Source organism: Longimicrobium sp., from assembly GCA_036377595.1.
Lineage (GTDB): Bacteria > Gemmatimonadota > Gemmatimonadetes > Longimicrobiales > Longimicrobiaceae > Longimicrobium.
In genome coordinates this window covers 56208-69987 of sequence record DASUYB010000094.1, presented here as the reverse complement: position 1 = coordinate 69987, position 13780 = coordinate 56208, and the positions used below count along the sequence as shown (strand labels likewise).

The following is a 13780-nucleotide window of genomic DNA, read 5'->3' as shown; positions in this document are numbered from 1 at the left end:
GCGAAAGCCGGTCGAACGAAGCCCAAAAGGAGCCGGGTGGCGAACCCGGGGGTCGGGCCGAGGCCCGATGCGGCAACCTCTCCAGAAGCCCGAAGGTGCGGACCTTCGAAAAGGACCGCCGGACAGTGGAGCGGCGCCGAGTCGAAAGACACGGCGCTGCTCTCTTTTTGTGTTCGGCCCCCACTGTTGGCGCGGATCGAGCAATCTCGATGGACTCACGCGGAGACGCGGAGAACTGCATGAGGGTCTGTCTCCGTGTGTTCCGCGTCCTCCGCGTCTCCGCGTGAGTCCATCGTCGTTGGAGGAGGGTGTGGTGTATCACTCCCCGAACCTGCGGTTCGACCGCGTCTGATTGTTGCAGTCCCGCCGGGGAACGCACGGTGGCGGGCGGCGGCAACGCGGTGTAAGTTACGGCGTTTTGCCCGCCTTCCGCCGCGAATCTGCCGACGGAAGGCGGGCGTTCAGGCGCGCCCGCGCGGGCGCGTCCGCACGAAGGGTGACCAGGCCCATGTCCGATTTTCGCGAGTTCCACGGCCCCAACGCGGGCTACGTGCTGGACCTCTACGAGCAGTACCTGCGCGACCCCGGCTCGGTGGACGCGCAGTGGCAGGCATACTTCCGCGACTTCTCTCCCGCGCGGCTCGAGGCGGCGGCTCCGACGCCCGCGCCCGCCGGGCAGGCCGGCGCCGCGACCGGGATCGACGTCTCCAAGCTGGTGTCGGCGCGCGAGATGTCGCGCACCATCCGCACGCGCGGGCTGACCGCCGCGCGGCTGGATCCGCTGGGCTCCGAGCCCGATCCCGATCCCGCGCTGGCCCTCGAATCCTACGGTCTGAGCGAGTCCGACCTGGAGTCGCTCCCCGCGGCCGTGGTGCTCGGGCACGACCCGCGCTCGCCCAACCTGCTGGCCGAGGTGCGCCGCCTCCGGCAGATCTACAGCGGCAGCGTGGGGTTCGACTACCACCACATCCCCCACGCCGCCGAGCGCGCCTGGCTGCGCGAGGCCATCGAGACCGGCCGCTACGCCCAGCCGCTGCCCCCCGAGCGGAAGAAGGCGCTGCTGCAGCGGCTGACCGAGGTGGACGGCTTCGAGCGCTTCCTGCACCGCACCTTCTTCGGCCAGAAGCGCTTTTCGATCGAGGGGACCGACGCCATGGTCCCGATGCTCGACGAGGTGGTGCGCGAGGCGGCCGAGGCGGGCGGGCGCGAGGTGCTGATCGGGATGGCGCACCGCGGCCGGCTGAACGTGCTCACCCACGTGCTGGGCAAGCCGTACGCGATGATGCTGGCCGGCTTCCAGAGCGCGCAGCTTGCCCCCGCGGCGGAAGACGGTCAGAACACCGACGAGCCGTCGGGCGACGTGAAGTACCACATGGGGTGGGAGGGCGAGCGGGAGGTCGGCGGCCGCCGCATCCGCGTCACCCTTTCCCCCAATCCCAGCCATCTGGAGTTCGTGAACCCCGTGGTGGTGGGGATGACGCGCGCGTCGCAGGACGATACCTCGCGCCCGGGGCTCCCCGCGGTGGACCACGATGCCGCCTTCGCGGTGCTGATCCACGGCGACGCCGCCTTCCCCGGGCAGGGAACGGTGGCGGAGACGCTGAACATGCGCGGGCTGCGCGGCTACACCGTGGGCGGCACGCTGCACCTCATCGCCAACAACCAGGTCGGCTTCACCACCGACCCCGAGGAAGACCGGTCGACGCGCTGGGCCAGCGACCTGGCCAAGGGGTTCGAAATCCCCGTGGTGCACGTGAACGCCGACGACCCCGAGGCGTGCCTGGCGGTCACCCGGCTGGCCTTCGCCTACCGGCAGAAGTTCCGCAAGGACTTCGTGATCGACCTCGTCGGCTACCGGCGCTGGGGGCACAACGAGGGCGACGAGCCGCTCTTTACCCAGCCGGTGATGTACGAGGCCATCCGCACGCATCCCACCGCGCGCGAGGTGTACGCGCAGCGGCTGGTGGGCGAGGGCGTCGTCACCGCGGAAGAGGCGGAGGCGATGGCGAAGGCGGTGACCGACGAGCTGGCGCGGGTGCTGGCCTCGCTCGGCCCCGACGACCTGCATCACGCCGACGAGGACGACGAGCCGTCGCGCAACGGCCACCGGCGCGACCCGCTGCACACGGGCGTGGACGCGGACCGCCTGCGCGAGCTGAACGAGGGGCTGCTCCTGCGCCCCGAGGGCTTCACCCCCAACCCGCGCCTCGAGCGCAACGTGCTGCAGAAGCGGCGCGACGCGCTGGACTCGGCCGCCCCGGCGATCGACTGGGGGCACGCCGAGGCGCTGGCGTTCGCGTCGCTGCTGGCGGAGGGGGTGCCGGTGCGGCTGACGGGGCAGGACGCCGAGCGCGGCACCTTCAGCCATCGCCACGCGGTGCTGCACGACGCGAACACGGGGGCCAAGCTCACGCCGCTGCACACGCTGCCGCAGGCGCGGGCCAGCTTCGAGGTCTACAACTCGCCGCTGTCGGAGATGGCGGTGGTGGGCTTCGAGTACGGCTACTCGGTGTGCGATCCGCAGACGCTGGTGCTGTGGGAGGCGCAGTTCGGCGACTTCGCCAACGGCGCGCAGGTGATGATCGACCAGTACCTGGCGGCCAGCTTCCAGAAGTGGGGGCAGACGTCCGGGCTGGCGCTCCTTCTCCCCCACGGCTACGAGGGGCAGGGGCCGGAGCATTCCAGCGCGCGCCTGGAGCGCTATCTCCAGCTCTGCGCGCAGGACAACCTCCGCGTGGTCTACCCGACGACGAGCGCGCAGTTTTTCCATCTCCTGCGCCGGCAGGCGGCGTTCCTCGGCAGCCAGCCGCGCCCGCTGATCGTGATGAGCCCCAAGAGCCTGCTGCGCCACCCGTACGCCGCGGCCACGCTGGAGCAGCTCGCCACCGGCACCTTCCAGCCGGTGCTGGTGGACCAGCCGTACGGCGGGAGCGCCGAGGAGGTCACGCGGCTTGTGCTCTGCAGCGGCAAGGTGTTCGTGGACCTGGTGGGCACGGGCGACGAGCAGCGCGCCGAGCGGCTGTCGATCGAGGGGGTGGACCGGATCGCCGTGGCACGGGTGGAGGAGCTGTATCCCTTCCCCGGCGAGGAGATCCGCGAAGCGCTGGCGCGCTTCCCGGGCGTGCGCGAGGTGGTGTGGGTGCAGGAGGAGCCGCGCAACATGGGCGCGTGGACCTTCGTGGAGCCGCGCCTGCGCGAGCTGCTGGGCGAGCTGCCGCTGCGCTACGAGGGCCGCCCCGAGCGCGCCAGCCCCGCCGAGGGCTACGCGCACCGCCACGCCGCCGAGCAGACGCGCATCGTGCGCGCCGCGCTCTCCGGCGCGCCGGCCGGCGCCGACGCGCTGATCGGCAAGCGGAAGCTCTAGAGGACAGGGGACAGCAAGTGGTTTGATCTCCACCTCTGCAGTTGGTCCCGACGAGGAGACGGCCGCCGCGCGATCGAAGTAAGCCGCGCGAAGCGCCTTCGTCCCTCCCCCAGTCGGTTTTGGGGGAGGGACCGCCGCGAAGCGGCAGGGAGAGGGCGCCTCGGCGCGGGCAGGAGCGAGCTTCCGCGTGACGCTCGATTGAGAGAAAAGCCTGAGTGAAGGGCGGGAGCAGCCTCCGCGCCGCCGGAGCTGTCCCCTGTTCCCTGTTCCCTGTACCCTGGGTTCCAGAGATGCCGGTTGAGATTCGCGTTCCGCCGCTGGGCGAGTCCGTCGTCGAGGCCACCGTCGGCCGCTGGTCGAAGAAGGCTGGCGACGCCGTCCGCAAGGACGAGGTGCTGGTGGAGCTCGAGACCGACAAGATCACGGTCGAGGTGGCCGCCCCCGCCGACGGCACGCTGGGCGCCATCCGCAAGAACGAGGGCGACACCGTCGGCGTGAACGAGCTGCTGGCGGAGATGGAGGCCGGCGCCGCCGCCCCCGCCGCCGCGGAGGAGGGCCGCGCCGCCACCGCGCGCTACGAGGAGAAGGAAGGCGCCGCCGCGCCCACTGCGTCCGCCGCCACCGCGACGGTGACGGCCGAGACGCCCGCCGCCGGCTCCGCGGATGCGCCGACCTCGCCCGCGGCGCGCGCCATCGCCGCCGAGCACGGGATCGACCTGGCGACGGTCCAGGGCTCCGGCCCCAACGGGCGCGTCACCAAGGAAGACGTCCTCAAGCGCATCGAGGACGGCCGCGCCGCCGCCGGCGCGCCGCAGCGCGAGGCACCGGCCGCCGCGCCGGCGACGTCGTCCCCCGCGACCTCCGCGCCCGCGGCGGCGACGGCTCCGTCCGCCGCGCCGTCGGTGAACGGCGACCGGGCGGAGATTCGCCAGCGGATGACTCGCCGGCGGCAGACCATCGCGCGGCGGCTGGTGGAGGCGCAGCAGACGACGGCGAGCCTGACGACCTTCAACGAGGTCGATCTCAGCGCGGTGATGGAGCTGCGCAAGCGCCGCCAGGACGAGTTCGTCAAGAAGCACGGGGTGAAGCTCGGCTTCATGTCGTTCTTCACCAAGGCGGTGATCGGCGCGCTGAAAACCTTCCCGCGGCTGAACGCCGAGATCCAGGGCGACGAGATCGTCCTCAAGCAGTACTACGACATCGGCATCGCCGTCGGGGCCGAGGAGGGGCTGGTCGTCCCCGTCGTCCGCAACGCCGACCGGAAGTCCTTCGCCGAGCTGGAGCGGGAGATCGGCGAGCTGGGGAAGAAGGCGCGCGACGGCAAGCTGACGCTGGAGGAGCTGCAGGGCGGCACCTTCACCATCACCAACGGCGGGATCTTCGGGTCGATGCTGTCGACGCCGATCCTGAACCCCCCGCAGGTCGGCATCCTGGGGATGCACAACATCGTCGAGCGCCCGGTGGTGGTGAATGGCGAGATCACGATCCGCCCCATCATGTACGTCGCCCTCACCTACGACCACCGCATCGTGGACGGCAGCGAGGCCGTGCGCTTCCTGGTGACGGTCAAGCAGCTCCTCGAAGACCCGCTCGCGATGCTGATCGAGGGGTGATCGATGGACGTGCCGCAGGCGATGGAGACCGACGAGGAACGAGCGTTCTGGCTCGCGGCAACGCAGTCGGCGCTCGACAAGATCTGGAGCAGCAGCGAGGACGATATCTACGAGGAGCTGCTCCTCGACCAGCGGTGATACGGCACGCCGTGTGAGAGCGGAAGTGCGGGAGTGCGTTGCACGCCCGCACTTTCGCGCATCGGGCGGATGCGCCAGAATGCCGCTGTGGCTGGAGCATGGATGTGTTCACACCCGTGATGTCATCCTGAGGACGCGGTGCGCCGCAACCGGCGTCCACGCCATATCTTGCCGCGCCCGAAGGATCTTGTTGGTCCCGCGGAGATTTCGGCGCGTCGAGCAGGCCTGTCCGCGGGGCGAGTAGATCCTTCGGTCGGCGCCAGGAGCTGGTGCAGTGACGAGTTCGGTGCGGCGCCTCCCTCAGGATGACACTGTTCGGGGAGCGGGCCGCTGACACGTAAAGGCCAAAAGGACTGCAGATATATGGCTGACGAGAAGACGTTCGACCTGGTGGTGCTGGGCGCGGGGCCCGGCGGATACGTCGCGGCGATCCGCGCGGCGCAACTGGGGTTCAGGACCGCCTGCATCGAGAAGGAGCCGGCGCTGGGGGGCACCTGCCTGCGCATCGGCTGCATCCCCAGCAAGGCGCTGCTGGACAGCTCCGAGCTGTTCGAGCAGATCCGCCACAAGGCGCGGGACCACGGCATCCAGGTGGCCGAGCCGCAGATCGACGTCGCCGCGCTGCACACGCGCAAGGACGGCGTGGTGAAGGGGCTCACCGACGGCGTGGCCTACCTCTTCAAGAAGAACAAGATCGAGTGGATCCGCGGCTTCGGCCGGCTCACCTCGCCGGAGACGATCGAGGTGGCGGCGGAGGACGGGACGAAGACGGTCGTCCGGGCGAAGCACATCGTCCTGGCGCCGGGCTCCGTCCCGGTGGAGCTGCCGTTCCTCAAGTTCGACCACGAGCGCATCATCGACTCCACCGGCGCGCTCTCCATCCCCCAGGTCCCCGGCCACCTGGTGGTCGTCGGCGGCGGGGTGATCGGGCTGGAGTTGGGAAGCGTGTGGCTGCGCCTGGGCGCGAAGGTCACGGTGCTCGAGGCGATGCCCAGCATCCTCCCCGGGATGGACGGCGAGGTGGTGAAGGCGGCCGACCGCATCCTCCGCAAGCAGGGCTTCGACATCCGCACCGGCCAGCGCGTCTCCGGCGCCGAGCGGCGGGGTGACAAGGTGGTCGTCTCCGTCGAGGGCGCGGAGCCGATCGAGTGCGACTATCTCCTCGTGGCCGTCGGCCGGCGCGCGTACACCGAGGGGATGGGCATCGAGGAGCAGGGGATCCGCCTGGAGCGCGGGGTGATCAAGGTGGACGGGCGCTACCACACCGGCGTCGCCGGCATCTACGCCATCGGCGACGCGATCGGCGGGCGGATGCTGGCGCACAAGGCGGAGGAAGAGGGCGTGGCCGCCGTGGAGTTCGCCGCCGGGAAGCACGGACACGTCAACTACGACGCCGTCGCCAACGTCGTCTACACCTGGCCCGAGATCGCGTCGGTGGGGATGAGCGAGGAAGAGGCGAAGGCCGCAGGGCACGAGATCAAGACCGGCAAGTTTCCCTTCTCCGCCAACGGGCGCGCGAAGGCGATGGCCGAGCAGGACGGCTTCGTGAAGGTGATCGCCGACGCGAAGACCGACCGCATCCTCGGGCTGCACATCCTGGGGCCCCGCGCGTCGGACATGATCGCCGAGGCGGCGCTGGCGGTGGAGTTCCAGGGCGCGGCGGAAGACGTGGCGCGAACGGTGCACGCGCATCCCACGCTCCCCGAGGCGGTGAAGGAGGCGGCGCTGGCGGTGGCGGGGCGCGCCATCCACATTTAGCGGCGACGGGACGGGCGCGGAGGTTGCCTTACGGGCGGGCGGGATTTCGTCCGATGGATGGGTGGGCGGCGAGCGGTTGATCGAGCTGCGACGCCGATCGACCCCGGGAACCTCCGCCGCGAAATCGAGGACTTCTACGATGCCGACCATGGGAACCAGTCTGAACCTGACCGACCAGGACGCGGGCCTCCTGCGCGAGGTGCTGAGCCACTACCTGAACGAGCTGCATGACGAGATCGTGCACACCGACGACTACGACCTGCGCGAGGCGCTGCACGACAAGCAGCGCCGCCTGAACGCGCTGCTGGAGCAGATCGGCAGCTCCTGAGCGTGATGGCGGACGCGAGATCGCCCGCGCATCCCGACCGGGGTGCGCGGGCGTTTTCATCTCCGGAGCCACAGGCTTAGATTCGACCCATGTCGAACATCGAGGAGGCGATCCGCATCGCGGTAGAGGCGCACGCTGGGCAGAAGGACCGCGCCGGCGCGCCGTACATCCTGCACCCGCTGCGGGTGATGTTCCGCGTGCAGACCGAGGCCGAGCGCATGGCCGCCGTGCTCCACGACGTGGTGGAGGACACGCCGTGGACGCTGGACGACCTCCGCGCGCGGGGATTCGCCGAGGAGGTGGTCGAGGCGGTCGACGCGCTCACCAAGCGCGAGGGCGAGCCGTACGACGCGTTCGTCGACCGCTCCGCTGCGAACCCCGTTGCCCGCCGCGTGAAGATCGCCGACCTCGAGGACAACATGGACGTTCGCCGCACCGGCAACCTCAGCGAGAAGGACGTGGAGCGGCTCAACAAGTACCTCCGCGCCTGGCGCCGGCTGACGTCCGACGTGAGCGGCTCCTGAAAGCAACGGTCATGGATCGCGTCGACAACAGGACCGGAGTCTTCCGCGTGATCGACGGCGAGCTGCGAGAGATCGCAGTGGAGCTCGCCGACGAGGAGTTGATCGCGGTACTGCGCGGCTGGACGCCGGAGCAGCGGCTCCAGGCCGCCGCCCGCCACTCGCGATACATGCGCCGTGCGCTGCGCTCCCAGCTCGAGTCGCTGCACCCGGAGTGGTCTCCCGAGCGCCTGCAGGAGGAGATTACGCGGAGGTACCTTGGAGAGTGAAACGGAGTTGATCGATCTGGTCGCGGACGTATGCGAGGATCTCGGGCTGCCGTACGCGATCGGCGGCTCTATCGCTTCGATGGCGTACGGCGAGTTCCGCGTCACCTCCGACATCGACGTGGTCGTCTCGCTCCGCGCCGCGGACGTCCCGCGATTCCTCAGCCGCTTTCCCGCGTCCGACTACTATCACGACCAGCAGGCGGCAATCGAAGCCGTTCGCACCGGCGGGCAGTTCAACATCCTGCTGTTCAAGGAGGCGCTGAAGATCGACGTCTACGTCGCCGCCGATCCGGTCTCGCTGAGCCAGATCGAGCGTGCGCGGCGCCTCAAGGCTCCGTCGGGCCGTCTCGCCAATTTCTCGCCGCCCGAGGAGCTGATCTTCAAGAAGCTCGAATACTTCGCCTTCTCCGGCTCCGAGCGGCAGCTCCGCGACATCTCCAGCATGCTGCGCTCGTCCGGCAGCGACATCGATCATCAGCGCGTTGCCGAGCTCGCGCAGGCGCACGGTCTGGCCGATGCGTGGCAGGCCGTGCTGAACCGCATCGCACGCGGCTGATCTCCCTGTCCTACCTTTTCGGCCTCCGCGCGTTCTCGTTCTCGGCTTCACCACTTCGAACCGGGGACATGCGCATGAATTGCACACTCGCCCGCCTCCGCTCCCGCGCCGCCGTCGCGACGCTCCTGCTGCTGGCCGCGGGCGGGTGCCGCTGGCCGTTCGGCCTCGACCACCTCGACGAGGCACGCGAAGACCTGCGCGCGGCGCGCTCGCGCTGGGAGGAGAGGGGGAGCAGCAGCTACCGGTACACCGTGCAGCCGATCTGCTTCTGCGGGGTGCGGGCGATGCGGGTGACCGTGTCGGGCGGGGAGGTGGCGTCGCGCGTGTGGGCGGACGACGGGCAGCCGGTGCCGGCGAGTCTGGCCGCCGGGCTCGGCACGGTGGAGGACCTGTTCGCGAAGATCCAGGACGCCATCGACCGCGACGCGGCGGAGTTGCAGGCGACGTACAGCACGCTCGGGGTGCCGAGGCGGGTGGAGATCGACTACTCCCGGAACGTGGCCGACGAGGAGTTCGGCTGGAGCATGACCGAGTTCGAGATCACGCTATCTGCAGTGGGGTTGCAGTAGGTGTGCTTCTTGCGCCTTCATGGGCTCATCCACACCCGAATCCCCCCCGTCGGAGACGCCCATGTCGCGCAAGCTCGTGCGCCTGTCCGTGATCGCGCTCACCCTTTTCCTGCCTGGATGTCTCGTCGTAACCTGTGGTCCTTGAACAACTTTGGTTCCCATGCATTGCCTCCGGTCCGCTTCGGCTGAAGCGGGTCGGTGACGGAGAAACGGCGGCGCATCCCCCTCGCGGAGATGCGCCGCCGCCGTTTTGCCGCCGGCCACCGGTCGTGCGGAGCGCACGAGGGGAGGCGGAACGCCCGTTTGCTCCGTCTACCGTGCCACCAGCAGCGTGTTGTTGCGCAGCTCCCAGGTCACCGTCTCGCCGCCGTTGAGGTTCACGGGGGTGGAAACGAGCTGCGCGTTGCGGCGGACCATGGCCACGAAGCGGTAGTTGCCGGCGATGTGCGCCGACCGGAAGCGCAGCACCGCCTGCCGGTCGGGCGACACGCTGCCGACCAGCTGCCGCGCGCCCACGTCGGAGTACGCGTAGACGGTGATCGGCTGGGGGACGGCCAGGTTGTTGTCGACCTCCAGCGTCACCACCTCGCCGACCGAGCCGCCGCGCAGGAGCGAGCACCCGCCGAGCGCCGGAAGCGCCAGCAGGATCAGGGCGATGGAAAGGAACGCGCGGCGCATGCGGTTGCTCCGGGTGGGGAACGAAGGGGTTGGGGATCGATGGAGAATGGTAGTCCGCCGCGGGGGATGGCGCGAGGGCCGCGTCACCCGTCGCGCGTCCAGCACACCCAGGATTGGTTCTCCACCGATCCCATCGCGGCGACGACCGACTCGTTGTCGAAGCCGGGAAGCTGCTGGAAGCGCTCGAACAGCTCCTTCTCTCCCGTCGCGCCCTGCGGCACCGCGTACGCGGCCGACGCGGTGCGCAGCACCCAGAACACGTCCGCCGCCCAGGGACCCTCGTCGGTCGTGTGGATCTCCACGCGCTCGAGCTCGGGCCAGGCGATCATCCACGGCTCGGATCCCGGCGCCTCGCCGCGGATCCCCGCCTCGTCGAACGTCACCACCGTCAGGGACTCGGGATACAGCTTCCCCTCCCTCTTCGCCTGCCGCGCCTCGGCGGAGCGGCGCAGGTTCTCCTTCAGCCAGCGCAGCATCTACTCGTCTCCTCCCTCTTCATCCCCCTCCGCGCCGTCGTCGGCCGCGTCGGGGAAGAGGAGGGCGCCGAGGGTCTCGAGCAGCTCCTCGCGGCCGGTGCCCTTGAGCGACGAGAAGGCGATGGCCTGGTCGGGGTCGATCCCCAGCTTCTTCACCGCCCTGGCGAAGGCCTTCTCGCGCTCGGTCCTGCTCAGCTTGTCGGCCTTGGTGAAGGCGAAGAGCACGGGGATGCCCAGCTCGGCCAGGTAGTCGACCGACTGCAGGTCGTCGGGCGTGGGGCCGGTGCGCAGGTCGACCAGCTGCACCACGCCGGCGAGCTCCTCGGAGCGCGAGAGGAAGCCGTGGATCAGCGGCCGCCACCTGTCGCGCAGCTCCTTCGGCACCCGCGCGAAGCCGTAGCCGGGAAGGTCGACCAGGAAGAAGTCGCCCGGGTCGGCGTGGACCCGATAGAAGTTGATCTCCTGCGTCTTCCCCGGCGCGGCGCTCACGCGGGCGATGGCCGTGCGCGTGCGGCCCAGGAGCCGGTTGATGAGCGACGACTTGCCGACGTTGGAGCGGCCCGAGAACGCCACCTGCTTCATGCCGCGCGCCGCCTCGGGCTGGGCCTGCCCGATCTGCCCGATGGCGCCGGCGAACTCCACGGATTTGATGCGCACGGTCCGGTAGCGCGGGAGAACGGAAGTACGGGACGGCGGGGAGGTTGGCACCGGAGGCGGGCGGGCGCAAGGCGGGGCGGGGAGAAACGGCCGCGGGGCGCCTCGCCGGGCGCCCCGCTTCGCTCAACTCTGGTCCTTCCTCTCCCCTCCATCTCCCTGGAGCGACTTGATCCAGTCGGGGACGGGGCCCTGGGAGGCGTAGGCCTTCTCGATCGTGTCGACCAGCCGGTCGCGCAGCCGGTCGCGGTCGTCGTTGTCGAGGATGCCGCCGGTCAGGAAGTCGATGGCCGAGGTGGCGGTGTCGGCGTCCTGGTCGGCCAGGCCGATCCCCTCGCGCATGTACCATTCGCGCAGCATGCGCATGGTCTTCGCGCGGAGCGTGCGCTCCTTGCCGTCGACGAAGCCGTTGAGCCACGAGACGGCCATCCCCATCTCGGCGGCGACCTTGCGGAGCGACTTGCGGGCGACCGCGCGCTTGGCGGCGTAGCGGATGACGGGAACGGACGGACCGCGAGTGGTGGTGGTCATTGTGGGATTGCCCTCCGGGCGGGAAGCAGGATCGTGCACCATGGAAACATGCACAGGATACAGGTCCGGTGGCGGATCAACAAGAGCGCTCCTTACGGCGCATCCGTGATGATCACTCCATCCCGTTGAGGGTGTCTACATCGTCCTTGGCCAAGCGCCGGTGTCTGGTCCAGGCTGGGTGATTCTCACGCGGAGACGCGGAGCCGCGGAGGAGCACGTCATCCCCTCCGCGGCTCCGCGTCTCCGCGTGAGAAATCATTATCCGGGGACCGACGAAGAGCGAATCCGTGACGCAAAACCAGCGGGGGCGCCGGTATGCCCGGCGCCCCCCTCGATCCTCGTCTCCAGCCCCCTATGCTTCCTTCTTCTTCCGCGGCTCCGCGGCCAGCACGAGCAGCGGCGGCACGGAGTCGGTCACGCACTCGGGGGTGACCACGACCTCGCGCACGTCCTGCCGGCTGGGGATGTCGAACATGATGTCGCGCATCAGGTTCTCGATCACCGCGCGCAGGCCGCGGGCGCCGGTGCCGCGCTCGATGGCCTGGCAGGCGATGGCGCGGATGGCGCCGGGGTCGAAGGTGATCCCCACGCCGTCCATCTGGAAGATCTTCTGGTACTGCTTGACCAGCGCGTTCTTCGGCTCGGTCAGGATGCGCACCAGCGCGTCCTCGTCCAGGTTCTCCAGCGTCACGGTGACGGGGAGGCGGCCCACCAGCTCGGGGATGAGGCCGAAGCGCAGCAGGTCCTCGGGCTCCACGTCGCGGAAGGGGTCGGCCTTCTCCAGCGGCGTGCGCTCGGCCGGGCGCTCGCCCGCGAAGCCGATCTGCCGCTTGCCGGTGCGCCCCTCGATGATCTTCTCCAGCCCGTCGAACGCGCCGCCGCAGATGAACAGAATGTGGCGCGTGTTGATCTGGATGTACTCCTGCTGGGGATGCTTCCGCCCGCCCTGCGGCGGCACCGAGGCGGTGGTTCCCTCCAGGATCTTCAGCAGCGCCTGCTGCACCCCCTCGCCGCTGACGTCGCGGGTGATCGACGGGTTCTCGCTCTTGCGTGCGATCTTGTCGATCTCGTCGATGTAGATGATCCCCCGCTCGCATTCGGCCACGTTGAAGTCGGCGGCCTGCAGCAGGCGGACGAGGATGTTCTCCACGTCCTCGCCCACGTAGCCGGCCTCGGTCAGCGTGGTGGCGTCGACGATGGTGAAGGGGACGTGCAGGACGCGGGCGAGCGTCTGCGCCAGCAGCGTCTTCCCCACGCCGGTGGAGCCGATCAGCAGGATGTTGGACTTGTCGAGCTCGACCTCGTCCATCACCCCCTGGTGGTTCACCCGCTTGTAGTGGTTGTAGACCGAGACGGAGAGCGCCTTCTTGGCCGCCTCCTGCCCCACCACGTACTGGTCGAGCACCTCCTTGATCTCCGTGGGGGTGGGGACCGGGGTGGCCGCGGTGGCGGCCTCCTTGATCTCCTCCTCGGCCAGGATCTCGTTGCAGAGCGAGATGCACTCGTTGCAGATGTAGACCGAGGGCCCGGAGATGAACCGCTTCACCGAGTCCTTGGACTTTCCGCAGAATGAGCAGCGGAGGTGCTTGTCGCTGGGCATGAGGTCCTGCTGACGGAGATTTCCGGGGGACGCGCCCCCGCCGCGGCTCGGGCGGCGGAGGCGCAGCGGGTGCCGGCTAGCGGGTGATGCCCGTCTCGGCGGCGACGGGAACCATGTCCGCCGCCTCCTTGTGGGCGATCACGTGGTCGATCAGCCCGTACGTCCTGGCTTCGTCGGGACTCATGAAGCGGTCGCGGTCCAGGTCCTCGGCGATCTTCTCGGGCGTCTGCCCGGTGTTCTCGGCGTAGATCAGGTTCATCCGCTCGCGGATGAACAGGAGCTCGCGCGCCTGGATCTCGATGTCGGCCGCGGTCCCCTGGCTGCCGCCGCTGGGCTGGTGCAGCATGATGCGCGAGTTGGGGAGCGCGTAACGCTTCCCCTTGGTCCCCGCCGACAGCAGGAACGAGCCCATGCTGGCGGCGATTCCCATGCAGTACGTGTTCACGTCGCAGGAGAGGAACTTCATGGTGTCGTAGATCGCCATCCCCGCGTACACCGACCCGCCGGGCGAGTTGATGTACAGGTACACGTCCTTCTCCGGGTTGTCGCTCTGGAGAAAGAGCAGCTGGGCGATGATCACGTTGGCCACGTCGTCGTTGATCCCGCTACCCAGGAACACGATCCGGTCCATCAGCAGCCGCGAGAAGATGTCGTAGCTGCGCTCGCCCCGGGAGGAGCGCTCGATCACGTAGGGCGCGTATATCGGCATGGTTCTGTTCCGTACC

Annotated in this window: 15 protein-coding genes; 9 read left to right on the top strand and 6 right to left on the bottom strand. The window is 69.5% G+C overall.

From position 1 onward, the window contains the following. Positions 1–508: 508 nt before the first annotated feature. The 9 genes from VF092_14945 to VF092_14905 all read left to right on the top strand — a co-directional run bounded on the left by VF092_14945 (position 509) and on the right by VF092_14905 (position 9116). On the top strand, positions 509–3364 hold the full coding sequence (locus VF092_14945; protein HEX6748592.1) for a 2-oxoglutarate dehydrogenase E1 component: 2856 nt from the start codon (positions 509–511) through the stop codon (positions 3362–3364). 290 nt (positions 3365–3654) lie between these two features. Then, positions 3655–4977, top strand: a complete 1323-nt coding sequence (gene odhB, locus VF092_14940; protein ID HEX6748591.1) for a 2-oxoglutarate dehydrogenase complex dihydrolipoyllysine-residue succinyltransferase — start codon at positions 3655–3657, stop codon at positions 4975–4977. Positions 4978–4980: 3 nt separating this feature from the next. Then, a complete protein-coding gene (locus tag VF092_14935; protein ID HEX6748590.1) occupies positions 4981–5115 on the top strand; it encodes a hypothetical protein in 135 nt (44 codons plus the stop codon). Between the two features lie 363 nt (positions 5116–5478). After that, on the top strand, positions 5479–6873 hold the full coding sequence (lpdA, locus tag VF092_14930; protein ID HEX6748589.1) for a dihydrolipoyl dehydrogenase: 1395 nt from the start codon (positions 5479–5481) through the stop codon (positions 6871–6873). Between the two features lie 139 nt (positions 6874–7012). Continuing rightward, on the top strand, positions 7013–7201 hold the full coding sequence (locus VF092_14925) for a hypothetical protein (protein ID HEX6748588.1): 189 nt from the start codon (positions 7013–7015) through the stop codon (positions 7199–7201). Positions 7202–7290: 89 nt separating this feature from the next. Continuing rightward, on the top strand, positions 7291–7725 hold the full coding sequence (locus VF092_14920) for an HD domain-containing protein (protein ID HEX6748587.1): 435 nt from the start codon (positions 7291–7293) through the stop codon (positions 7723–7725). A gap of 11 nt (positions 7726–7736) precedes the next feature. Beyond that, a complete protein-coding gene (locus tag VF092_14915) occupies positions 7737–7991 on the top strand; it encodes a hypothetical protein (GenBank protein HEX6748586.1) in 255 nt (84 codons plus the stop codon). 7 nt (positions 7992–7998) lie between these two features. Beyond that, on the top strand, positions 7999–8547 hold the full coding sequence (locus VF092_14910; protein ID HEX6748585.1) for a hypothetical protein: 549 nt from the start codon (positions 7999–8001) through the stop codon (positions 8545–8547). Between the two features lie 74 nt (positions 8548–8621). Beyond that, entirely contained in the window at positions 8622–9116 is a 495-nt protein-coding gene (locus tag VF092_14905) for a DUF6174 domain-containing protein (protein ID HEX6748584.1), read from the top strand. 312 nt (positions 9117–9428) lie between these two features. Here VF092_14905 and VF092_14900 read toward each other — a convergent pair whose 3' ends face one another. The 6 genes from VF092_14900 to VF092_14875 form a co-directional block, all read right to left on the bottom strand. Continuing rightward, on the bottom strand, positions 9429–9794 hold the full coding sequence (locus VF092_14900) for a hypothetical protein (GenBank protein HEX6748583.1): 366 nt from the start codon (positions 9792–9794) through the stop codon (positions 9429–9431). Positions 9795–9877: 83 nt separating this feature from the next. Continuing rightward, positions 9878–10270 (bottom strand): hypothetical protein, encoded by a 393-nt coding sequence (locus tag VF092_14895; GenBank protein HEX6748582.1) that lies wholly within the window; start codon positions 10268–10270, stop codon positions 9878–9880. Continuing rightward, a complete protein-coding gene (gene yihA / locus VF092_14890) occupies positions 10271–10927 on the bottom strand; it encodes a ribosome biogenesis GTP-binding protein YihA/YsxC (GenBank protein ID HEX6748581.1) in 657 nt (218 codons plus the stop codon). It lies immediately after the preceding gene. Positions 10928–11050: 123 nt separating this feature from the next. Further along, the gene (locus VF092_14885) at positions 11051–11455 is read right to left on the bottom strand and encodes a hypothetical protein (GenBank protein ID HEX6748580.1); all 405 of its coding nucleotides are present in this window, start codon (positions 11453–11455) and stop codon (positions 11051–11053) included. Between the two features lie 352 nt (positions 11456–11807). Further along, positions 11808–13055 (bottom strand): ATP-dependent Clp protease ATP-binding subunit ClpX, encoded by a 1248-nt coding sequence (gene clpX / locus VF092_14880; protein HEX6748579.1) that lies wholly within the window; start codon positions 13053–13055, stop codon positions 11808–11810. A gap of 76 nt (positions 13056–13131) precedes the next feature. Continuing rightward, positions 13132–13764: an ATP-dependent Clp protease proteolytic subunit gene (locus tag VF092_14875; protein HEX6748578.1), complete on the bottom strand. Its 633-nt coding sequence runs from the start codon at positions 13762–13764 to the stop codon at positions 13132–13134. Positions 13765–13780 lie beyond the last annotated feature (16 nt).